The 22,578-nt window shown below is 69.9% G+C and carries 15 protein-coding genes; 4 read left to right on the top strand and 11 right to left on the bottom strand.

Annotated features, from left to right (window positions below):
- The first annotated feature begins 104 nt into the window (after window positions 1-104).
- Window positions 105-1,442, top strand: a complete 1,338-nt coding sequence (locus tag AW272_RS20085; RefSeq protein ID WP_066367348.1) for an aminotransferase-like domain-containing protein — start codon at window positions 105-107, stop codon at window positions 1,440-1,442.
- Here AW272_RS20085 and carB read toward each other — a convergent pair.
- The 11 genes from carB to AW272_RS20035 all read right to left on the bottom strand — a co-directional run bounded on the left by carB (window position 1,356) and on the right by AW272_RS20035 (window position 17,024).
- Window positions 1,356-4,736, bottom strand: a complete 3,381-nt coding sequence (gene carB, locus AW272_RS20080) for a carbamoyl-phosphate synthase large subunit (RefSeq protein ID WP_083958488.1) — start codon at window positions 4,734-4,736, stop codon at window positions 1,356-1,358. The two genes, AW272_RS20085 and carB, sit on opposite strands and share 87 nt — an antisense overlap.
- Window positions 4,720-5,847, bottom strand: coding sequence for a glutamine-hydrolyzing carbamoyl-phosphate synthase small subunit (gene carA / locus AW272_RS20075; protein ID WP_066367882.1), 1,128 nt, complete (start codon window positions 5,845-5,847; stop codon window positions 4,720-4,722). Before carA ends, carB begins: the two co-directional genes overlap by 17 nt.
- Complete coding sequence (locus AW272_RS45115; RefSeq protein WP_066367347.1) at window positions 5,835-7,088, bottom strand: ATP-grasp domain-containing protein; 1,254 nt, start codon at window positions 7,086-7,088, stop codon at window positions 5,835-5,837. The genes carA and AW272_RS45115 overlap by 13 nt, the downstream gene beginning before the upstream one ends.
- Entirely contained in the window at window positions 7,085-7,354 is a 270-nt protein-coding gene (locus tag AW272_RS20065; RefSeq protein WP_218010966.1) for a hypothetical protein, read from the bottom strand. The genes AW272_RS45115 and AW272_RS20065 overlap by 4 nt, the downstream gene beginning before the upstream one ends.
- Before the next feature lie 28 nt (window positions 7,355-7,382).
- Window positions 7,383-8,639, bottom strand: a complete 1,257-nt coding sequence (locus AW272_RS20060; RefSeq protein WP_066367345.1) for an ATP-grasp domain-containing protein — start codon at window positions 8,637-8,639, stop codon at window positions 7,383-7,385.
- A gap of 37 nt (window positions 8,640-8,676) precedes the next feature.
- Window positions 8,677-9,633: a TauD/TfdA family dioxygenase gene (locus AW272_RS20055; RefSeq protein WP_066367343.1), complete on the bottom strand. Its 957-nt coding sequence runs from the start codon at window positions 9,631-9,633 to the stop codon at window positions 8,677-8,679.
- Window positions 9,630-9,776: a hypothetical protein gene (locus AW272_RS43225; RefSeq protein WP_169807579.1), complete on the bottom strand. Its 147-nt coding sequence runs from the start codon at window positions 9,774-9,776 to the stop codon at window positions 9,630-9,632. The genes AW272_RS20055 and AW272_RS43225 overlap by 4 nt, the downstream gene beginning before the upstream one ends.
- Before the next feature lie 10 nt (window positions 9,777-9,786).
- Window positions 9,787-11,625 (bottom strand): carbamoyltransferase family protein, encoded by a 1,839-nt coding sequence (locus AW272_RS20050; RefSeq protein ID WP_066367342.1) that lies wholly within the window; start codon window positions 11,623-11,625, stop codon window positions 9,787-9,789.
- Between the two features lie 44 nt (window positions 11,626-11,669).
- Entirely contained in the window at window positions 11,670-13,826 is a 2,157-nt protein-coding gene (locus AW272_RS20045; protein ID WP_066367341.1) for an iron-containing redox enzyme family protein, read from the bottom strand.
- 193 nt (window positions 13,827-14,019) lie between these two features.
- Window positions 14,020-15,054 carry an SGNH/GDSL hydrolase family protein gene (locus AW272_RS20040; protein WP_083958487.1) on the bottom strand — a complete coding sequence of 345 codons (1,035 nt, stop codon included), beginning with the start codon at window positions 15,052-15,054 and terminating at the stop codon, window positions 14,020-14,022.
- Between the two features lie 929 nt (window positions 15,055-15,983).
- On the bottom strand, window positions 15,984-17,024 hold the full coding sequence (locus tag AW272_RS20035; protein WP_066367340.1) for a LacI family DNA-binding transcriptional regulator: 1,041 nt from the start codon (window positions 17,022-17,024) through the stop codon (window positions 15,984-15,986).
- A gap of 462 nt (window positions 17,025-17,486) precedes the next feature.
- On the opposite strand from AW272_RS20035, the gene AW272_RS20030 reads away from it, so the two are divergent.
- The 3 genes from AW272_RS20030 to AW272_RS20020 all read left to right on the top strand — a co-directional run bounded on the left by AW272_RS20030 (window position 17,487) and on the right by AW272_RS20020 (window position 22,576).
- Window positions 17,487-19,544 (top strand): RICIN domain-containing protein, encoded by a 2,058-nt coding sequence (locus tag AW272_RS20030; RefSeq protein WP_245657636.1) that lies wholly within the window; start codon window positions 17,487-17,489, stop codon window positions 19,542-19,544.
- Window positions 19,545-19,630: 86 nt separating this feature from the next.
- Window positions 19,631-21,091 carry a glycoside hydrolase family 10 protein gene (locus AW272_RS20025; protein WP_066367334.1) on the top strand — a complete coding sequence of 487 codons (1,461 nt, stop codon included), beginning with the start codon at window positions 19,631-19,633 and terminating at the stop codon, window positions 21,089-21,091.
- Between the two features lie 12 nt (window positions 21,092-21,103).
- Window positions 21,104-22,576, top strand: a complete 1,473-nt coding sequence (locus AW272_RS20020) for a non-reducing end alpha-L-arabinofuranosidase family hydrolase (RefSeq protein ID WP_245657635.1) — start codon at window positions 21,104-21,106, stop codon at window positions 22,574-22,576.
- The last annotated feature ends 2 nt before the right edge of the window (window positions 22,577-22,578 follow it).

Raw genomic sequence — 22,578 nt, 5'->3', positions numbered from 1 at the left:
TCGAGTGCAATATTCAAGATTGCACTCGGTGCAATGTTGTGCTTGTATTAAGTCGCGGGTTGTCCTGCCGCGCACGGTCCACGGGAGGCTCTGAGAGGAGAAGGATGGAGAGCTACCGGAGAGTGGCCGACGAGGTGACCGCGGAGATCGCCGCCGGGCGGCTGCGGCCGGGAGACCGGCTGCCTCCGCAGCGCGACTTCGCCCGGCAGCGCGGCATCGCCAACTCCACCGTCGCCCGCGTCTACTCGGAACTGAACCGCCGGGGCCTGACGGTCGGCGAGGTCGGCCGGGGCACCTTCGTCCGGGCCTCCGTCCGGCATTCCGGGCCCGCCTTCACCGAGCCCGGCGACTCCAGGGTCGACCTCGAACTCAACTATCCCGTCGTCCCCGAGCAGTCCCGCCTGCTCGCCGACGGCATCAGGTCGCTGCTGCGCCCGGACGTCCTGCTCTCGTCCATGCGGCCGGTGGGCGCGGCCGGGACGCCGCAGGCCCGGGACGCCGTCGCGGAGTTGCTGGCCCACCAGGACTGGCGTCCCGATCCGGCGCGCGTGCTCTTCGCCGGCAACGGCAGGCAGGCGGTCGCGGCCGCCATCGCCGCGCTGGTGCCGCCGGGCGGGCGGCTGGGGGTCGAGGAGCTCACCTATCCCGTCGTCAAGACGATCGCCGCCCGGCTCGGGGTCACCCTCGTCCCGCTGGCCGTCGACCGCGACGGACTGGTCCCCGGCGCCGTGGCGGCCGCCGCCCGCAAGGCCCCGCTGAAGGCGATCTATCTCCAGCCGACGCTGCACAACCCGCTGTCGGTCAGCATGCCCGCCGAGCGCCGGGCCGAGCTCGCGGAACTGCTCGTGCGGCTGGGTGTCCGCGCGATCGAGGACACCATCTGGGCCTTCCTCAACGACGACCTGCCGCCGCTGGCCGCGCTGGCGCCCGACCACGTGATCGTCATCGACAGTCTCTCCAAGCGGCTCGCTCCCGGCCTGACCGTCGGCTTCGCCGTCGTCCCCGAGGCCGCCGTCGCCGGCGTGACCGCCGCGCTGCACTCCGGCGGCTGGACACCGATGCGGTTCGCGCTGGAGGCGGCGACCAAGTGGATGACCGACGGCGTCGTGCGGTCGGTGACCCGTGCCAAGCAGCGGGAGGCCGTGGCCAGGCAGGAGATCGTCACCCGCTGTCTGGGCGGGTTCACCCTCCACAGCGACCCTCGGTCGTATTACTGCTGGTGGGAACTCCCGCCCCCCTGGCGGGCCGACACATTCGTGGCCGCCGCCGCGCGCTACGGCATCGCCGTCACCCCGGCGGCGGCCTTCGCCGTCGGCACCTACAAGGCCCCCAACGCCGTCCGCCTCGGCCTCGCCTCACCCCCGGCCGAAACCCTGGAGCGCGCCCTGACCACCCTCGCCGGGCTCGCCCTCTCCTCGCCCGAGGATCTCCTCGCCGAGTGAGCCGAGCGACGTGAGCAGGCGGGCGTGCTCCTGCAACGAGCGCACCCCCACCTCTCCGCAGGTCAGCGCGTCGATTCCCTGAATGGCCGCCGCCAGGGCCTGGACGGTGGTCAGGCAGGGCACGCCCCTGGTGACGGCGGCGGTGCGGATCTCGTAGCCGTCCATGCGGCCCCCCGCGCCGTACGGGGTGTTCACCACCAGGTCGACCTCGCCCTCATGGATCAGCTGCACGATCGTCGGCTCGCCGTGCGGACCGGCGCCGTCGCGGTGCTTGCGCACGACGGTCGCCTCGACGCCGTTGGCGCGCAGCACCCCGGCCGTGCCCTCGGTGGCGAGCAGCGTGAAGCCGTGGTCGGCGAGCGCCCCGGCCAGGAAGACCATGGCCCGCTTGTAGCGGTCGGCGACCGAGATGAAGACGCTTCCCTTGGTGGGCAGCGCGCCGTAGGCGGCGTTCTGCGATTTGGCGTAGGCGATGCCGAAGATCGAGTCGATGCCCATGACCTCGCCGGTGGAGCGCATCTCGGGGCCGAGCGCCGTGTCGGTTCCCCGTCCCGAGGTGTCGCGGAACCGGGTCCAGGGCAGCACGGCCTCCTTGACCGAGATCGGCGCGTCCGACGGCAGGGTGCCGCCGTCGCCCCGGGGGCGCAGCAGACCCTCCTCGCGCAGTTCGGCGATGGTCGCGCCGAGCGAGATACGGGCGGCGGCCTTGGCCAGGGGCACGGCGGTCGCCTTGGAGACGAACGGCACCGTGCGCGAGGCGCGGGGGTTGGCCTCCAGGACGTACAGGACGGAACCGGCCAGGGCGAACTGGATGTTGATCAGTCCGCGGACGCCGATCTCGCGGGCGATGGCCTCCGTCGACGCCCGGAGCCGCTCGACCTCGCCGCCGATGGTCATCGGCGGCAGGACGCAGGCCGAGTCGCCGGAGTGGATCCCGGCCTCCTCGATGTGTTCCATGACGCCACCGAGGTAGAGTTCCGCGCCGTCGTACAGGGCGTCCACGTCGACCTCGATCGCGTCGTCCAGGAAACGGTCGAGCAGCACCGGGCGGTCCGGGCCGATCTCGGTGGACTCGGCGATGTAGGCGGCGAGCCTGACCTCGTCGTACACGATCTCCATGCCGCGCCCGCCGAGGACGTAGGACGGGCGGACCAGGATCGGGTAGCCGACCTCGTCGGCGATCGCCTTGGCCTCCGGGAAGGAGGTGGCGGTGCCGTGCTCGGTGCCGGGCAGCCCGGCGCGGGCCAGGACCCGGCCGAACGCGCCGCGGTCCTCGGCGAGATGGATCGCCTCCGGCGGGGTGCCGGCCACCGGGACGCCGTTGTCCTTCAGCGCCTGCGCGAGGCCCAGCGGGGTCTGCCCGCCCAGCTGCACCAGGACGCCCGCGATCGGCCCGGCCCGCTCCTCCGCGTGGACGACTTCGAGCACGTCCTCCAGCGTGAGCGGCTCGAAGTAGAGCCGGTCGGAGGTGTCGTAGTCCGTGGACACCGTCTCCGGATTGCAGTTGATCATCACGGTGTCGTAGCCGGCGTCGTGCAGCGCGAAGGAGGCGTGCACGCAGGAGTAGTCGAACTCGACGCCCTGGCCGATGCGGTTGGGACCCGAGCCGAGGATGATCACCGCGGGCCGGTCGCGCGGCACGACCTCGCTCTCCTCGTCGTAGGAGGAGTAGAAGTACGGCGTCCTGGCCGCGAACTCGGCCGCGCAGGTGTCGACGGTCTTGTAGACGGGACGGACGCCGAGGTCGTGGCGGATCCGCCGCACGTCGTGCTCGCCCAGCCCCCGGACGGCGGCGATCTGGGCGTCGGAGAACCCGTGCCGTTTGGCGTGGCGGAGCAGTCCGGGATCGAGGCCGGGCGCGGCCGCCAGGTCGTCGGCGATCTCGTTGATCAGGAACAGCTGGTCGACGAACCAGGGGTCGATCCGGGTCGCCCCGGCGATCTCCTCCCGGTCCGCGCCCGCGCGGATGGCCCGCATGACGGTGGTGAGCCGGGCCTCGGTGGGCCGCCGCACGGTGTCGAGAAGTCCGTTGTCGGTCTCGTCGGCGAAGGTGAACTGGCTGCCCTTCTTCTCCAGCGACCGCAGCGCCTTCTGCAGCGCCTCCGGGAAGTTGCGCCCGATCGCCATGACCTCCCCGACCGACTTCATCGTGGTGGTGAGGACCGGGTCGGCCTGCGGGAACTTCTCGAAGGCGAACCGGGGCACCTTCACCACCACGTAGTCGAGGGCCGGCTCGAACGACGCGGGGGTCTGCCCGGTGATGTCGTTGGGAATCTCGTCGAGGGTGTAGCCGATCGCGAGCCGGGCCGCGATCTTGGCGATCGGGAAGCCGGTGGCCTTGGAGGCCAGCGCGCTCGACCGGGAGACGCGCGGGTTCATCTCGATGACGATGATCCGGCCGGTCGCCGGGTCGACCGCGAACTGGATGTTGCAGCCGCCGGTGTCCACCCCGACCTCGCGGATGACGGCGATCCCGATGTCGCGCAGGAGCTGGTATTCGCGGTCGGTCAGCGTCATCGCCGGCGCCACGGTGATGGAGTCGCCGGTGTGCACGCCCATCGGGTCGAGGTTCTCGATCGAGCAGACGACGACCACGTTGTCGTTCCGGTCGCGCATCAGCTCCAGCTCGTACTCCTTCCAGCCGAGGACCGACTCCTCCAGCAGCACCTCGGTGGTGGGAGACAGCGACAGCGCGACGTCGGCGATGCGCCGCAGTTCCGCCTCGTCGTAGGCGATGCCGGAGCCGGCCCCGCCCATGGTGAACGACGGACGGACCACGACCGGGTAGCCGCCCAGCCGGGCCGCGCCCGCCGTCACCTCCCCCATGGAGCGGCAGATCACCGAGCGGGCGGACTCACCGTGGCCGATCTTCGCGCGGACGGCCTCGACGACCGCCTTGAACTGCTCCCGGTTCTCGCCCTTGCGGATGGCGTCGGCGTCGGCGCCGATCAGCTCGACGCCGTACTTCTCCAGCACTCCCCTCTCGTGCAGGGTGATGGCCGTGTTCAGCCCGGTCTGGCCGCCCATGGTGGGGAGCAGCGCGTCCGGACGCTCCCTCGCGATGATCTTCTCGACGAACTCGGGGGTCACCGGCTCGACGTAGGTGGCGTCGGCCATCTCGGGATCGGTCATGATCGTGGCCGGGTTGGAGTTGACCAGGATCACCCTCAGCCCCTCGGCCTTGAGGACCCGGCACGCCTGGGTGCCCGAGTAGTCGAACTCCGCGGCCTGCCCGATGACGATCGGCCCCGAGCCGACGACCAGGACCGACCGGATGTCAGTGCGCCTCGGCACGGTGTCTCCCCATCATCGCGACGAAGTGGTCGAACAGGTGACCCGCGTCGTGCGGGCCCGCCGCCGCCTCGGGGTGGTACTGGACGCTCAGGGCCGGCCGGTCGAGCAGCACGAGTCCCTCCACGACGCCGTCGTTGAGGCAGACGTGGGAGACCTCGACCCGCCCGTACGGCGTGGTCGTCGCGCCGTCGAGCGGCGCGTCCACGGCGAAGCCGTGGTTGTGCGCGGTGATCTCGACTTTGCGGGTGATCCGGTCCTGGACGGGCTGGTTGATTCCGCGATGGCCATATTTGAGCTTGTAGGTGGCGAAGCCGAGCGCGCGGCCGAGCAGTTCGTGACCGAAGCAGATGCCGAACAGGGGCGTGCCCCGCCGCAGCGCCGCGTGGACCACGCCCAGGTCGGCGGTGTCGGGGTCCCCGGGACCGTTGGACAGGAAGACGCCGTCCGGTTCCAACGCGTAGACGTCCTCGACCGTCGCGGCCGACGGCAGCACGTGCACCTCGACGCCGCGCTGGGCGAGCCGGTGGGGGGTCATCGACTTGACGCCCAGGTCGACGGCGGCCACCCGGAACCGCGTGGTGCCCAGCGCCGGGACCACATACGGTCCGGCGGTCGAGACCTCCCTCGCCAGGTCGGCGCCGAGCATCTCCGGGGTGGCGCGGACCCGGCCGAGCATCGCCGTGTCATCGGCGATCGCCGTGCCGGAGAAGACGCCTGCCCGCATCGCGCCGCGCTCGCGGAGGTGCCGGGTGAGCGCCCGGGTGTCGACGCCGCTGATGCCCACGACGCCCTGGGCCGTCAGGTCGTCCTCCAGGCTCCGCCGGGAACGCCAGTTGGACGGGACGCGGGCCGGGTCGCGCACGACGTACCCGGCGACCCAGATCCGGCCCGACTCGGCGTCCTCGTCGTTCATCCCGGTGTTGCCGACGTGCGGCGCCGTCATCACCACGACCTGGCGATGGTAGGAGGGGTCGGTCAGGACCTCCTGGTATCCGGTCATGCCCGTCGAGAACACCGCCTCGCCGAAGGTCTCCCCCACGGCTCCGAAGGCGCGGCCCCGGAACACGCGGCCGTCCTCCAGCACGAGCACGGCCGCCTTCACCGTACACACGCCTGGTAGCGGACGGCGGCCGTGGTCAGCGGCGCGCACTCCAGGCGGAACCGTTCGGCCGTCCGGACCACGGCCCGCTCGACGTCGCCGCTGGAGTCGCCCCGGAACCGGAAACGGGCCCCGACGTGCTCGTAGCCGCCGACCTGCGGAATCACGTCGCCCACCGGCGCGATCACCTGCGCGTACGGTCCCTCGCCCGGCGTGGGCGGTTCGGGCAGATGCCAGTCGAGGACCCGGCACGGAGCGGGCACCGGCGTCGGCACCAGCAGCCATCCGCCGGTCCGCCACTCGGCGGGCACCGGCAGGTCGGGCCGCCGTCCGAGCTGGATGTCCACGGCGGCGCGCATCAGGTCGATGCCGTGGACCTCGCGCCACAGGAACGGGATCTCCGCGCCGCCGACCCGGTAGCCGGACTCCAGGAAGGTCAGCCGGGGACCGCCGCCGGGGGCGGTGCCGACGAACACCTCGTGGTGGAAGACCCAGGGCTCGTCGCTGAGCGCGCCCGCCACGGCGGCGGTGAACTCGCCCAGCGCCGGCAGGAGGCCGGCGTCGTCGACCTCGACGGAACCCAGCGCGTCGCCCTTGGTGAAGCCGACACAGGTGTTGACGTAACGGGAGGCCCGCCAGGGCCCCAGCCGGTCGCCGGTCCACAGCCCGTCGACGTGGTAGACGGCGTCGTCGCAGAACTCCTGGACCAGCCGGGGTTCGGCGGGCAGGCGCCGCAGCGCTGGCAGGTCGGCCGCCGAGCCGAGCCGGACGACGTCCCTGCTGGCCGTCCCCTTCCTCGGCTTGACGATCAGCGGCCAGCCGTGTTCCCCGGCGAAGGCCAGGACGGCGGCCTCGTCGGGCGCGTCGGCGTACGCGGGCGCCGGGACGCCGGCTGCGGCGATCACGTCGGCCATCACCAGTTTGTCGCGGAAGCGGGCCAGCCGCCGGGTGTCCTGCCCGCCGCACCCGAGCCGTTCCCTGAGCAGTGCCGCGATGTCCAGATCGCCCTCGTTGAGGGCGACGATCCGGTTCGGCGGGCCGTACAGGGCGGTCAGTTCGCCGACCGCGCCCAGCACGTCGGGGACGCGGTCGGTGGCCGGGACGACCTGGACCGCGGCCGCGCCGCGCGGCACGGAGGCCACCCCCAGCTCCGTGGTCACGTAGCTGACCCGGTGGGTCCCGTGGTCGATGTAGTCCTGGTAGAGCGCCTGCCGGTCGCGCCAGCGGTGGATGATCAGGATGTGCTCGTTCATGCGTCCTCCGTCCTGGACAGGTCGTGGATGCGCCGTACGGCATAGGTGGCGGAGACCACGGCCGCCCGTGCCGATCCGAGTGCCTCGCGGGCCGACTCCAGGTCCCCGGCCGGCAACCGGCTGACCACGTCGGCGGCGCAGTCGATCAGGTGCAGGGCCGCCTGGGTGAGCGGCTGGTCCGCGGTCGAACGTTCGGCGACGAGCCGGCGGGCGGCCCGCAGCTGGGTGACGGAGTCGGCCATCTCGGCGGAACTGATCATGGTCACGGGCGGTTCCCTTTCATGAGGAGCGGGATCAGCTCGTCCGGAAGTGGATCTTGTCGTTGGCCCGGTCGCACCGGGCCACGGCGTCCACGGCGTCGGCGCCGGAGGCGATCACGTAGCCGGAGACGCAGTCGGCCACGGTCAGCAGCGGCGGCACGGTGTCGCCGGCGTTCTTGCCGATCACCGCGGCCACCTCGACGTCGGTGAACTCGTCCAGGTAGGGCAGGAAGACCAGCGGCACCTCGCCGCGCGGCACCGTCCTGATCGCGTCCGCCGCGTCGTGCTCCACCTCGACGGCGGTGATCGTGCCGGGCTCCGGGGTGAAGAAGCGGACGGCGGCGCCGCCGAGCGGTTCCGGCGAGGTCTCCGGGAGCGGCTCGATCCCGAGCGGGACGGTGAGGAACATCCGGTTCAGGTCGAGCCCGAAGGCGCGGCGGACCAGTTCGGGCGCGCCGCTGCCGGCCAGCCGGGCGTGCGACTCCAGCACCCTCGGCCCCTTCTCGGTCAGCACGAACTCGCTGTGCGAGGGGCCCTCGGTCAGCCCGACCGCGTCCAGCAGCCTGCGGGTCAGCTCGAACAGCTCCTCCCGGTGCGGGGCGGCGACCCGGCTCGGGGTGCTCACCTCCCATTCGACGTACCGGTCGTTCATCCGGTACTCGGAGTAGCCGATCGGCAGGTGCCGCCCGCCGTAGGAGAAGGAGTCCACGCTGACGACGGGGCCCTCCAGGTACTCTTCGGCGATCACCACGGTGACCCCCGCGTCCTTCAGCGCCTGCCAGGCCCGTTCGGCGTCCTCCGGGCCGGCCACCGGGTGGATGTGCAGGCTGGCCACGCCGTCGGCCGGCTTGACGATGACGCGGTCGCCGATCTCGGCCTGGAACCGCACGACCTCCTCCACGCCGGTGACGTGCAGGTACCGCACCGGGCTCAGGTCGTGACGGTCCAGGAGCTCCCTGGTGAGCACCTTGTTCTTGAGCGCGCGGGCCGTCGCCTCGCTGACGCCGGGGAGCCCCAGCGCGTCCACCACGAATCCGGTGGATTCGCCCGCGGGCTCGGTCGTGGTGAGCACCCGGTCGAAGGGGCGCTCCTCGTGCATCGGCTTCAGCACGTCGAGGATGGCCTGGCCGTCGGTGATGGAGACGTGCACCACCTGCTCGCAGTGCTGGAGGACCGACTCCTCGTACGCGCCCTTCTCGTGGAAGAGCACCACGTCGATGCCCAGCTCCTTGGCGCCCGCCACGGGAGCCGGCCTTCCGCCGATCACTGCCACCCGGTACGTTCCCGGCATCTTCTCTCTCCTTCGGTCAGTCTTTGGTCGGTGGGTCTCAGGCGACGTAGCAGCGGCGCAGCCAGCGCGCCGCCGAGGCGGGTCCCGGCACGAACTTGCGCCTGCGGTGCAGCACCCGGTAGTTGTCGAACGCCATGAACACCCCCGACTCCAGCACCAGCTCCTCGGCCGGCACCGTCTGGAGCACCGTGTGCCAGCGGTCGAGCGCCTCGACGGCGGCCGCGGTGAGGCCGGTGGTCGAGCCCCGGTCGTAGCGCACCCGATACCGGCCACCGGGGTCGAAGCTCAGCACGGGGGCGTTCTTGAGCGGCTCGGTCCGGTCGCCGTCGTTGGAGGCGGGGGCCCTGATCTCGAACTCGGGCGCCGTCAGCCGGTCGATGGTCTCCGGGTCGAGCCGGATGACCACGTCCTCGACCGCGGTGAGCTCGGTCGGCACCCGCTCCTCGTTGCGCAGCGCCATGAAGGTCAGGTACTGCGGTATGAAGGGGCGCGGGTCCGAGCCGGGGATGCCGAACGGCTGGTGCGGGTTGTCGGAGTGCCAGAAGAACTCCGAGTCGGCGCCCCAGGAACTGGTCAGCCCCGCCGCGGCCGGGTTGGGCACCACGTTGCGGATGAGGCGCCCGTCGTTCTCGAAGCTGACCGCGAACGGCGTGGTGCGCAGCAGCCTGATCAGCCCCAGGTGCAGGGCGTTGATCACGGCGAGTCCGGGTTCGTCGCCGAACCCGCTCACCGGGGTCGCGGGCAGGTTCTCCTGCGTGGGCAGGTTGGCCACCACCAGCGCGTGGCTGCCCGAGTCGGTGAACAGGTCGATCCCGTGCAGGACCTCACCGGGCAGGTAGCGGCGCAGGGCGTGGGCGCCGATGCCCGCCAGGATGGTGTCGTCGATGTCGACGTCGAGGGAGCTCTTGGAGACCCGCTCGGTGATCTCCTTGCCCAGGATGTCCCGGACTCCGTCTTCGATCTGGTAGCTGAGGATTCGCCGGAAATTGGTCATCGATGCCTCCGGTCCGATGGGATCCAGTAGGTCGTCGCGTTCGCGTCCGCGCGGCGCGACAGGGGGTCGCGCACCAGCCGGGCGAGCAGTCCGGCGGGTGTGACCACCAGGTGGTACAGGAGGAAGAGCAGGAAGGTGCGCATGGCGTTCCGTTCAGTCCAGGGGGATTTCCGTACGCCAGTCGGACTGCTCCGACCAGGCCGGTTGCTCGCTCTTCTCCAGCAGGAAACCGCCGATCGCGAGCACGTCGATATCGGTCCGCATGAAGCAGACGTAGGCCTCCTCGGGTGACCGCACGATCGGTTCGCCGCGGACGTTGAAGGAGGTGTTGACCAGGACCGGGCAGCCCGTCCGCGCCTTGAAGGCGGCGAGCAGGCGGTGATACGGGGGGTTGCTCCTCCCGTCGACGGTCTGGACCCGCGCCGACTGGTCGACGTGGGTGACCGCGGGGATGGTCGAACGCCGCACCCGGAGCAGGTCCAGCCCCGTGGCGCCGGACTCGGGGATCTCCAGCTGCTGCGCCGCCGCCACCCGCGCCACCACCAGCATGTACGGGCTCTCCTGGCGGAGGTCGAAGTAGTCCTTGGCGTCCTCGGCCAGCACGGCCGGCGCGAAGGGACGGAACGACTCCCGGAATTTGATCTTCAGGTTCATCGCCGACTGCATCCGGGGGTCACGGGGATCGCCGAGGATGGAGCGGGCGCCGAGCGCGCGCGGCCCGAACTCCATGCGCCCCTGGAACCAGCCGACGATCTTGCCGTCGGCCAGCCGCTCCGCCACCTGTTCGGCCAGCTGCCCGTTGTCCAGCCGCCGGTGCGGGATGCCGTTGGCCGTCAGGTACGCGCCGATCTCGTCGTCGTCGTAGGCGGGGCCCAGCAGTGACCCGGACATCGCGTCCCGGCCGGTCCCGAGGTGGTCGCGCGAGGCGCCGCGTTCCATGGCGACGGCCTGCGCGGCTCCCAGCGCGCCGCCCGCGTCGCCCGCGGCGGGCTGGACCCAGACCTCGTCGAAGATCCCCGCGTCGATGATCTTGCCGTTGGCCACGCAGTTGAGCGCCACCCCGCCGGCGAGGCAGAGCGTGGACTCCCCGGTGCGGTCGCGCGCCGTGCGGGCCAGCCTGAGCATCACCTCCTCGGTGACCTGCTGCACGGAGGCCGCGAGGTCGAACTCCCGCTCGGTCAGGTCGCCCTCGGGGTCGCGCCGGGGACCGTCGAAGAGCTTCTCGAAGGCGCTCCCGGTCATGGTCTGGCCGCGCAGATACTCGAAGCGGCGCAGGTCGAGGCGGAAGGTGCCGTCGGGCTTGATGTCGATGAGCGCGTCGCGGATGAGGTCGGCGTAGCGCGGCCTCCCGTACGGGGCCAGGCCCATCAGCTTGTACTCGCCCGAGTCGACCTTGAACCCGCAGAAGTAGGTGAACGCGGAGTACAACATGCCCAGCGAGTGCGGGAACCGGAGCTCCGCCAGGGGCGTCAGCTCGGTGCCGCGACCGTGCCACAGGGTGGTGGTCGCCCACTCCCCCACCCCGTCGACGCAGAGCACGGCGGCCGACTCGTACGGGCTGGGGAAGAACGCCGAGGCGGCGTGCGACTCGTGGTGACGGCGGACCGAGACGACGGGAACCCGCCCCCGCCCGAGCTTCTGGAGCTCCCGGCGTACGGTCCTGTCGGTGTGCCGCTTCCCGTTCCTCGCCAGCCAGGAGGGGAAGGCGTCGCGGAAGAACGGGAAGGCGGTCGGGGCCGCCCCCGCGAAGGTGGCCAGCACCCGGCGGAACTTCAGACGCGGGTCCTCGTAGTAGGCGACCGCGGAGACGTCGTCGAAGCTCACGCCCGCCTCGTCCAGGCAGTACTGCACCGCCCGGGACGGGAACGCGGCGTCGTGCCGTTTCCTGGTGAAACGCTCCTCCTGCGCCGCCGCGACGGCCACGCCGTCGGCGACCAGGGCGGCGGCGCTGTCGTGGTAGAAGGCCGAGATGCCGAGAACGAGATCGGACATGGTGCTGCTCCTCTCCGTACGGGGATTCGATGGCGGGACGCGCGTCACCGACGGTCGGCGAACGGGAAGATCGGCGCGATCCTGCTGCGGCGGGTGGCGCGGCGCGCGGCTCTGCGCGCGCCGAGACCGCCGGGCGGGTTGAGCGAGCGGTAACCCGCCCGGACCCGCTCCCAGGTCTCCGCCCGGGATCCCGGCCCGGGGGCCTCGGGCAGGCCGGCGAGGAGGATGTCGACCGCGTCGGCCGCCCACGCGGAGTGACCGGTGGCGACGTTGTCGATGGTGTTGTGGATGTCCACGAACCGCGTGTTGAAGCCGTAGCGCTTCAGGGCGAGCCGGGCCCTGCGGTAGGTGCCGCCCACTCCCGACAGCTCCATGGCCAGGTTGAGGCCCAGGACCTCGGGGAGGAACGTGCGGGGGAACCGCCCGACGCAGAGCCAGTAGACGGGCAGTTCGAAGGACTCGTCCCGGAAGCCGGGCCAGCGCGCGAACTCCGGCGACGCGGTGGGCGGCAGGTCGACCCGCATCTCCTTGAGCACGTCGCGGTAGATGAGCGGGTGGTTCAGCTTGGCCAGGCCGTTGCCGAGCTCGTCCCAGTAGGTCTGGAAGAGGGCGTGGCCGATGTCGGACGACGCGAGTTCGTGGTCGGTGAAACCCTGCAGCCAGCTTCCGTCGATCAGGGTCAGCGGCGCGGTCTGCACGGTGTCGTCGATGACGTCCTCCCGCGACGGCAGCGGGACCTCGGCGTTCCGCTCGAACTCCGCGCCGTGGCGGTCGTGCTGGGTCTGGAGCCAGGGGCGCAGTCCCTCGCGTCCCCAGTTCGGGGGCAGCGGCATCGTGCCGCCGTCCATGCCGTACCGGGAGCGCGCCAGCCAGCCGTTCACATACTCCAGGCACCAGGAGCGCAGCGCCGGAGTGTCGGTGCGGACCATCAGGAGGTGGTAGGCCTCCCGCACGTCGGCCGGCGCCCTGCCCTCCGACCACGGCCCCGCTTCGAGCGCCCGTGCCACCCCCGCCGCCGGAGCCGGGACGGCCCGGCCGCCGGCGGTACCCGCGCGCTCCACCGGGGAAGACGTCGCCGGGAGGGAGTCGATCCAGCGGCGGATGACCGTGAGGTCGTCGGGCGAGAACACCCGGAACATCGGCCCGCGCTCGCCGACCAGGCCCTTGACCAGCGCACTCGCCTCGGAACGGCCGGGCTTGAGCAGCTTGCTCCGGGACAGGGCCGCCAGCAGCCCCGACGGATCGGTCCGGGCGTCGGCCAGCCAGGCCGCCAGCGACCGGCCCTCCAGCTCGAACCCGTGGTGGTAGACCGCGCCCTCCCTGGCGCGCAGCCTCATCAGCTCGGCCATGTCGTAGGCCGGGTCGGACGACGCCGTCAGCTCGGCGTGGAGCGCGTCGGCGTGGTCCCGGAGCGCGGCCAGAGCCCAGGAGAAGCCGAGCAGCACGGCCGCCTCGGCGGCGGCTCCCTCCCGGGCGACCAGCTCCGCCACCACCGCGCGGCACTCCTCCACCGGCGGCGGATCCTCCGGCCGGGCCGTGGACGGGTCGATGACGGCCCAGTCCGCCACCAACGGCAGCGTCTGCCTGACCAGGGTGAGCGGTGGCGGCAGCCCGACCGTCCGCAGGCACAGGTCGGCGCCGAGCAGCTCGCCCCGGAAGTCGTCGGGGCGTCTGCTCATCACCAGCAGCAGGGCCGGCAGGGTGTACGCGCCGTCGGCGACGCGCGGGTCGCCCGCCAGGCGCGCGAGCGGCACGGCGTTCTCGGAGAGACGTAAGCGCCGCAGCAGGTCGAGGTAGGCGTCGCCGCGCGAGGCGCCGGGGTGCCCGACGCCCACATCCGACGCGTACAGCGCGAGAATGCGCAGCACGAGGGGGTCTTCCGCGTTGCCCGGGGCGCTCAGCCACTGCAGCCACGCCCCGGAGGCGAGGGCCAGCGGCGCGCATCCGAGCGCGGCCCGGCGGACCAGGACGCGGCGGCCCTCGTCGTCGTGCGTCCGGTCGCCCAGTTCCCGGAACCTCTCGCCCTCGGCGGACGCCCAGTCGGCGGCTCGCCGCAGGAGGTCGTCGAGTCGCGCCGGGCCGTCGGGAACGTTCCGTCGTAATTCGGCGCGGACCTCGTCGAGGAGTACGCCGGCGGGGACGTACGCCTCAGGGTCGGCGGCGCGGGCGTACAGCCGGCGGGTCGCCACGTTCGTCTCCATCGTCACCCTCACCTCCCGGACCGGACCTGGATCGTCTGGCGGATCGCATGGGGAACTCCTTCCGGTCTCAGAACATGGGGTAGATGGACGCGTCGTTCTTCTTCCTGGCGCGCTTCTTGCGCCGGAACACCCTGTCGACGATCTTGCGCAGGAATGACATGCCGAAGTACTCCTCAAGTGGGGTGGGGACGGGTCAGGAGAGCCCGAGCGTCTCGGCCAGCAGGCCGGCGACGACGTCGTGGCCCTTGTCGGTGTAGTGAGCCCGGTCGACGAAGATCCAGTCGTCGGCGGTCACGGCGTCGGCGACCACGGGGTTGAGGTCGTAGAACCGCACGCCGCGCTTCTCGCAGCCGACCCGGATCGCCTCGGCGAACTCCCTGGCGACCTCCGGGGTGGAGATGTCGCCGTAGAGCTCCTGCCAGGTGCCGAGCTTGGAGATGCGGTCGATCTCCTCGAACAGGAGCTTCTCCTCCGGCGACCACGTCTTGCCCATCCACAGGAACATCGGCTGCAGGACGTAGGAGATCCGGGTGTCGGGCCCGGCCACGCGGCGCCACGTGTCGAGATGGCGCAGGGTGAGCTCGGCCGCCGAGTCGATGACCTGGCCGATGTCGTGGCGCACGTCGTCGAAGGTGGCGATGCGCGACCGGTTGCGCTCGGCCCGCCTGCCGAAGACCTTGGAGTGCTTGCGGTTGCGATCCCGCAGGTCGTCCATGGCCTCGAAGTACTCACCGCAGAAGAAGAAGGCTCCGTGGTCGCCCTGCTGCCACTCGGGCAGCCTGCCGACCGTCAGGTCGTTGAGCCCGGTGAACAGGACGACCTCGTCGATCTCCGGCAGCAGGTGGCGATAGAGCGTGAAGAGCAGGACCTCCTGGGTGGAGTTGTAGCAGCGGCCGCTGAAGTTGAGCCAGGGGCGGGACGGCGCGTAGCGACTCCACAGCAGGGACGCCAGGGTGTTCCGGTCGTGGGTCGCGCCGATGCCGAGCGCGCTGGAGCCGCCCGTTATCACCCGGACCGGTCCCGGCCCCACGGCTCCGCCGGCCGAGGCCTGTTCGCCGTCCGGGCCGACGGACACACGGAATCCGCTGCGGTCGGTGTTGATCGCCTGCGAGGTGAAGTGCGGGTGGTGGAAGTACATGAGGTACGGCTGGTAGTTGAGGTCCGCGGGGTCGAAGAACCTGTCGTACTCCCGCATCTGCGGGGTCAGTCCCTCGCGGTGGAGCTTCACAGGACGCACACTCCTCGGTTTCTCGGGTGGCTTGCCGGTCACCGCGGCCACACGGGACACAGCAATCACCACTCTCGGTAAATGTCATTGTCAAGGCAGTGTTCACGGGCATGCCGACTGCCGTTGGATGAATTACGGAATGACGTGCGCGCAGCACTTCGCGACCCAATCGAGCCATTCAATGGTCGAGTCGGGCTCATGTTGAAAAATGAAACATATGAAGCTCAGATGAATGCACTGAGGTTCTTCGGTGCAATTAAGATCCGTCAGCAAGGACCTCGTTCAGGGCGATCCGGGAAGCCGGTGGCGAAAGGCTGACACACCGCGGCAGGTGTCGTGCGCAAGGTGTTCCCCCGAAGTCGGCTGATGGCTTTCCGTACTGTGCTGAGGATTCCTTCTCCACGTTCATGCTGGTAGATGCTGCGTCACTGGAGTCGATCTACCCTGCTGCGGGCAGATGTTTGGCTCGTGCTGAATTGCCCGCTTTCGTATTAGACTGACCGAGTTTGGTACTGTCAATAGACGCAGTTGTTTCGGTCTTCTCCCACTATGGCGGAGGCTGTCACTAATTCCGCAGGGGGTGCGGCCCGGAGGATTTCCGCGATCTGAAAACGGCGGGCCGGCCTCGCGGCGAGACCCGTCCCGGCTGATGGCCGAATCTCCCCATGAAATGAGTTCGCGGCGCGTAGCTGTTCGGCGGAATCCGCACCCGGCGGCGGCAGGCACACGGGCGTCGCCCCTGCCGCCAATTCACCGCCCGCCGGTGAGGCCGATATTACGGTCGGCGCCCTGCTCCACCACGCACGGACGCCACCGACCCGCGGGCATGCGACCGACGCCGAAGGCGCACCGTTGGAAACGTAAGGGCCTCAGCACGCTCGTCGATCGTGCGCGTCACCGAAAGTTGCGGTGAGCAGCAGGCCTTTCGGTCATCCCCGAACGGCCGCCGTGCTTGCCCTGACCACCAGTTCGGTGCCCAGTTCCACTCGCCGCTGGAACGGCTCCCCCTCCGCCATGCTGATCACCGTGGCGGCCGCGGTCGCGCCCATTTCGATCAGCGGCTGCCGGACGGTGGTGAGTGGCGGGATGGCCCACCGCCAGGGAGGCATGTCGTCGAAGCCGACCACGCTCAGATCCTTGGGGACGCGCAGTCCCAACTCGTGGGCCGCGTGGTAGACACCCATGGCCAGCCCGTCGTTGGCGGCGAAGATCGCGGTGGGCGGTTGCGGCAGTGCCATCAGCCGGCGGGTGTGGAGGACACCGTCGTCGATCAGGAATGAGCCCCGGCGGATCAGATCCGGATCGACCGGCACCCCGGCGCCGTCGAGAGCGGCCCGGTAACCGTCCAGGCGAGCCCGGCTGGACAGGGCGAACTCCGGGCCCGCGATCATGGCGATCCGGCGGTGGCCGAGTTCGAGGAGATGGCGGGTCGCCTCCAGGCCCCCACTCCAGTTGGTGGCCCCGACCGACGGCACCCCCCTGCCGGGATCTCCCGCCGGGTCGAGCACGACCAGCGGAACCTCGCGGGCGGCCAGCTGGGCGCGCTGTTCCTCCGTGGGGCCGGAGAACACCGTGATGACACCGGCGGGACGGCGGCTGAGCACGTCTTCGATCCATCGGTGCCCGGGGATGTGGCGTCCGCCCAGTTCGGAGACCACCACACTCAGCCGGTGTCCCCGGGCCACCGACTGGACGCCCTTGACGATCTCGATCGGATAGTCGCCGGCGAGTTCGTGGAAGACGACCTCGATGAGTCCAGCGGGTCTGATCCGGCGGCGTTGCCGCCGGAATCCGTGTTCTTGGATGAGGCTCTCGACCAGTGCCCGCGTCTCGGAGCCGACTTCCGAGCGGCCGTTGACGACCTTGGAGACGGTGGCCACGGAGACCCCCGCCAGCTCGGCCAGTTGAGAGAGCGTCAGCGCTTCGGTGGCAGCCTGATCGGCATAGGGGGCATCCTCGATCGAGGTCATGCCGGGGAGTCTATCCAAGGGCTTTCGGCTATTGGACATCTCCGTTTCCGCTGCTCCCCCTGCTGAACGACCAGTCCGTCGGACAGCCGACACATGTGCGGCCCGAAAACTATCGTAGTATGTCTGAAATTTTCTGTCAGACCTGGGACCCCACTTCGCCTGCCGAGGTCAGAACCGGTCGGAAGTTACGTGGATTCGGACCGAAATCTTTGGTCACCACCCGGTAACATCTATGAAATTTTCATGACTGCGGCACGGAGGCTCGATCTCCGCGATGACGAATGTCCAGGCAGAGGAGCGTGTCGGCGGTAACGCCCAGGTCGGCGAAATGGTGGCTCGTTGACGTCGGATCGGACCGTCGGATGTACTCCGCGCCACGGATGTTAGCGATAACAGTTCAAGCGGGACCGGCCGTGCCACTGCCTGTCACCGTCACGGAGTCCTCACCCCCCGGAGGTTCGTGTGAGACGTGTGCTCGCGCTTCTCTCATCACTGCTGCTCCTCGGCGCCTTCGTCACGGCCCAGGCCGCCACGGCGGCCACCGTCGACACCAACGCCTGGTACGTCCTGGTCAACCGCACCAGCGGCAAGGCCCTCGACGTCTACAACCTGTCCACCGCCGACGGCGGACGCATCACCCAATGGAGCCGCAACAACGGCAACCAGCAGCAGTGGCAGTTCGTCGACAGCGGCGGCGGCTACTACCGTGTCAAGTCCCGCCACTCCGGCAAGGTCCTCGACGTCTCCGGCTTCTCCACCGCCAACGGCGGCGCGGTCGTCCAGTGGGCCGACCTCAACGGCACCAACCAGCAGTGGCGGCTGGCCGACAGCGACAGCGGCTACGTGCGGCTCCTGAACCGCAACAGCAACAAGGCCCTGGAGGTGCAGGGCGCCTCCACCGCCGACGGCGCCAACATCGTCCAGTACGACGACTGGGGCGGCGCCAACCAGCAGTGGCAGTTCGTGCCGGTCGGCGGTGCCACCCCGACCCCCACGCCCACACCGACGCCCACGCCGACGCCCGGCGGTAATTACACCAACCCCGTGGTGTGGCAGGACTTCGCCGACGGCGACATCATCCGGGTCGGCGACGCCTATTACTACTCGGCCTCGACCATGCACTACTCGCCGGGAGCGCCGATCCTGCGCTCCTACAACCTCACCGACTGGGAGTACGCCGGCCATTCGGTCCCGCGCCTGGACTTCGACTCCAACGCCTACGACCTCAACGGCGGCCGGGCGTACGTGAAGGGCATCTGGGCCTCGACGCTGAACTACCGGCCCAGCAACAGCACCTATTACTGGTACGGCTGCACCGAGTTCAACCGGACCTACGTCTACACCGCCTCCGCCGTGGACGGCACGTGGACCAAGCGCGCCCGCATGAACCAGTGCTACTACGACGCGGGCCTGCTGATCGACACCAACGACACGATGTACGTCGCCTACGGCAACGGCACGATCAGCGTCGCCCAGCTCTCGGCCGACGGCCTCAGCCAGGTCCGCGCCCAGCAGGTCTTCCAGACCCCGAGCAGCGTGGGAACCCTGGAGGGCGCCCGCTTCTACAAGCGCGGCAACTACTACTACATCTGGCTGACCCGCCCGGCCAACGGCCAGTACGTGCTGCGCTCGACCTCCCCATGGGGTCCGTACGACATGCAGCAGGTCCTGCTCAACATGCCCAGCCCGATCTCCGGCGGCGGCACGCCGCACCAGGGCGGGCTGGTCCAGACCCAGGCCGGCGCCTGGTACTACATGTCGTTCGTCGACGCCTACCCGGGCGGCCGGGTGCCGGCGCTCGCGCCGATCAGCTGGGTCAACGACTGGCCGGTCATCCAGACGGTCAACGGCGGCTGGGGCGTGAACTACCCGAAGCCGAACATCCAGACCAGCCGCACGGTGGCCTCGATGATCGGGCCTGACACGTTCACCTCGGGCAGCCTGGGCCATCGGTGGGAGTGGAACCACAACCCCGACACCAGCCGCTTCTCCACCGGCAGCGGCCTGCGGCTCCAGACCGCAACCGTCACCAACGACCTGTACAACGCCCGCAACACGCTGACCCACCGCATCCAGGGCCCGACGTCGACCTCGACGATCGAGCTCGACTACTCGGCCATGGCCAACGGCGACCGCGCCGGACTGGCGATGCTGCGTGACCAGTCGGCCTGGATCGGGGTCAGACGCGACAACGGCGCCTACCGGGTCTCGATGACCAACGGGCTGACCATGAACAGCAGCTGGGCCACCACCGGGACCGGCTCAGAACAGGCCGGCGCGAACATCTCCGGCGGCCGGATCTGGTTGCGGGTCAACGCCGACATCCGCCCGGGTTCGGGCAGACAGGCCCGCTTCTCCTACAGCACCGACGGGACGAACTTCACCACGCTCGGCCCGGCCTTCACGTTGAACAACGCCTGGCAGTTCTTCATGGGATACCGCTTCGGGATCTTCAACTACGCGACCCAGGCCCTCGGCGGAGCGGTGACCGTACGCCGCTTCGACCTGACCACTCCTTAGCCGACCTCACCGCCCGGTCCGTTCGTGGCAGGACGAACGGGCCGGGCGATCGGCCGGACCTCCCCCCAGAAAGGCACGAAGTCCTCATGAAACGACTCTTGTCCGTGCTCACCGCGGCGCTGCTCGGCGCCGGCCTGACGGTGTCGCTGACCGCACCGGCCGAGGCCGCATCGACGCTGGGCGCGTCGGCGGCCGAGCGCGGCGGTCGCTACTTCGGCGCGGCCATCGCCGCGGGCCGGATGGGCGACTCGACGTACATGAACATCCTCAACCGGGAGTTCAACCAGGTCACCGCCGAGAACGAGATGAAGTGGGACGCGACCGAGCCCTCGCGTAACAACTTCAACTTCAGCAACGGCGACCGCATCGCCAACCACGCCATCTCGCGCGGCATGAAGATCCGTGGCCACGCCCTGCTCTGGTATCAGCAGATGCCCACATGGGCGCGCGGGATGGAGGGCTCCGACCTGCGCAGCGCCATGATCAACCACGTCACCCGGGTCGCCACCTACTACCGGGGCAAGATCGATTCGTGGGACGTCGTCAACGAGGCCTTCGCCGACGGCAACTCCGGCGGCCGCCGTGACTCCAACCTCCAGCGCACCGGCAACGACTGGATCGAGGCCGCCTTCCGGGCCGCGGACGCCGCCGACCCGAACGCCAAGCTCTGCTACAACGACTACAACACCGACGGGATCAACGCCAAGAGCACCGGCATCTACAACATGGTCCGTGACTTCAAGTCGCGGGGCGTGCCGATCGACTGCGTCGGCTTCCAGTCCCACCTGGGCGGATCGCTCTCCAGCGACTACCAGGCCAACCTCCAGCGTTTCGCCGACCTCGGCGTCGACGTCCAGATCACCGAACTCGACGTCTCCCAGGGGTCCAACCAGGCCAACATCTTCGCGGGAGTCACCCGGGCCTGCCTGAACGTGGCGCGGTGCAACGGCATCACGGTCTGGGGCATCCGCGACAGCGACTCATGGCGTGGCAGCGAGAACGCCCTGCTGTTCGACAACTCGGGCAACAAGAAGGCCGCGTACAACTCGGTCCTGAGCACGCTCAACAACGGCGCCACCCCGACTCCGACTCCCACCCCCACGTCGGGCGGGGGCGTCGACACCAGCGCCTGGTACGTCCTGCTCAACCGCGGCAGCGGCAAGGCCCTGGACGTCTACGGCCAGTCCACCGCCGACGGCGGACGCATCACCCAGTGGACCCGCAACAACGGCAACAACCAGCAGTGGCAGTTCGTCGACTCCGGAAGCGGCTGGTACCGGCTCAAGTCCCGCCTCAGCGGCAAGGTGCTCGACGTCTCCGGGTTCTCCACCGCCAACGGCGGGGCGATCGTGCAGTGGACCGACCTCAACGGCACCAACCAGCAGTGGCGGGTCGCCGACAGCAGCGGATACTCCCGCCTCGTCAACCGGAACAGCAGCAAGGCCCTGGAGGTTCAGGGGGCCTCCACGGCCGACGGCGCCAACATCGTCCAGTACGACGACTGGAACGGCACCAACCAGCAGTGGCAACTCGTCCGCGTCGGATAAATCGGAGCACACGTGAGATTCAAACCCATCGCCGTCATCGCGAGCTTGGTGGCGGCCCTGTTCGTGGCCTTACCCTCGGCCAACGCGGCGACCGTCGACACCAACGCCTGGTACGTCCTGGTCAACCGCGGCAGTGGTAAGGCCCTGGACGTCTACAACCTGGCGACCAACGACGGCGCCCGCATCACCCAGTGGACCCGCAACAACGGCAACCAGCAGCAGTGGCAGTTCGTCGACTCCGGCGGCGGCTACTACCGCGTCAAGTCCCGCCTCTCCGGCAAGGTCCTGGACGTCTCCGGCTACTCCACCGCCAACGGCGGTGCGATCGTGCAGTGGACCGACCTCAACGGCACCAACCAGCAGTGGCGGCTGGCCGACTCCTCGGGCGGCTACGTCAGGTTGATCGGGCGTCAGAGCAACAAGGCGCTGGAGGTGCAGGGCGCGTCCACGGCCGACGGCGCCAACATCGTCCAGTACGACGACTGGGGCGGCAACAACCAGCAGTGGCAGTTCGTGCAGGTGGGCGGCGGCAACCCGACCCCGACGCCCACCCCGACGCCGACCCCGACCGGTTCCTGCAACCTGCCCTCGACCTACCGCTGGACGTCGTCGGGCGCGCTCGCGCAGCCCCGATCGGGCTGGGTCTCGCTGAAGGACTTCACCGTCGCCCCCTACAACGGGCAGCAGCTCGTCTACGCCACCACCCACGACTTCGGGTCGAGCTGGGGTTCGATGAACTTCGGCCTGTTCGGCAACTACTCGCAGATGGGCTCGGCGAGCCAGAACGCGATGAACTCGGGCACCGTCGCGCCGTCGCTGTTCTACTTCGCCCCGCGCAGCATCTGGGTGCTGGCCTACCAGTGGGGCGGCCCGGCGTTCTCCTACCGGACCTCCAGCGACCCGACCAACCCCAACGGCTGGTCGGCGCCGCAGACGCTGTTCTCGGGCAGCATCTCCAACTCCGGCACCGGCCCGATCGACCAGGCGGTCATCGGCGACGGCCAGAACATGTACCTGTTCTTCGCCGGTGACAACGGCCGCATCTACCGGGCGAGCATGCCGATCGGCAACTTCCCCGGCAGCTTCGGCACGAGCTACCAGACCATCATGACCGACACCACGAACAACCTGTTCGAGGCCGTCCAGGTCTACAAGATCGCGAACCAGAACCTGTACCTCATGATCGTCGAGGCGATCGGTTCGCAGGGACGCTACTTCCGCTCCTTCACCGCCACCAGCCTGGGCGGCTCGTGGACCCCGAACGCCACCACCGAGTCCAACCCGTTCGCCGGCAAGGCCAACAGCGGCGCGACGTGGACCAACGACATCAGCCACGGTGAGCTCCTGCGCACCAACGCCGACCAGACCATGACGGTCGACCCCTGCAACCTGCAGCTGCTCTACCAGGGCCGCAGCCCCAGCTCCAACGGCGTCGACTACGGTCTGCTGCCCTACCGGCCGGGTCTGCTGACGCTCCAGCGATGACG

The organism is Herbidospora mongoliensis, assembly GCF_001570545.1.
GTDB classification, from domain to species: domain Bacteria; phylum Actinomycetota; class Actinomycetes; order Streptosporangiales; family Streptosporangiaceae; genus Herbidospora; species Herbidospora mongoliensis.
This window is presented reverse-complemented; position numbering and strand designations above follow the sequence as displayed.

Excerpts from the sequence above, each read along its gene's own strand:
- AW272_RS20085 (WP_066367348.1), top strand. The coding sequence starts at position 105 with ATGGAGAGCTACCGGAGAGTGGCCGACGAGGTGACCGCGGAGATCGCC.
- AW272_RS45115 (WP_066367347.1), bottom strand. The coding sequence starts at position 7,088 with ATGAACGAGCACATCCTGATCATCCACCGCTGGCGCGACCGGCAGGCG.
- AW272_RS20060 (WP_066367345.1), bottom strand. The coding sequence starts at position 8,639 with ATGCCGGGAACGTACCGGGTGGCAGTGATCGGCGGAAGGCCGGCTCCC.
- AW272_RS20055 (WP_066367343.1), bottom strand. The coding sequence starts at position 9,633 with ATGACCAATTTCCGGCGAATCCTCAGCTACCAGATCGAAGACGGAGTC.
- AW272_RS43225 (WP_169807579.1), bottom strand. The coding sequence starts at position 9,776 with ATGCGCACCTTCCTGCTCTTCCTCCTGTACCACCTGGTGGTCACACCC.
- AW272_RS20050 (WP_066367342.1), bottom strand. The coding sequence starts at position 11,625 with ATGTCCGATCTCGTTCTCGGCATCTCGGCCTTCTACCACGACAGCGCC.
- AW272_RS20045 (WP_066367341.1), bottom strand. The coding sequence starts at position 13,826 with ATGGAGACGAACGTGGCGACCCGCCGGCTGTACGCCCGCGCCGCCGAC.
- AW272_RS20035 (WP_066367340.1), bottom strand. The coding sequence starts at position 17,024 with ATGACCTCGATCGAGGATGCCCCCTATGCCGATCAGGCTGCCACCGAA.
- AW272_RS20025 (WP_066367334.1), top strand. The coding sequence starts at position 19,631 with ATGAAACGACTCTTGTCCGTGCTCACCGCGGCGCTGCTCGGCGCCGGC.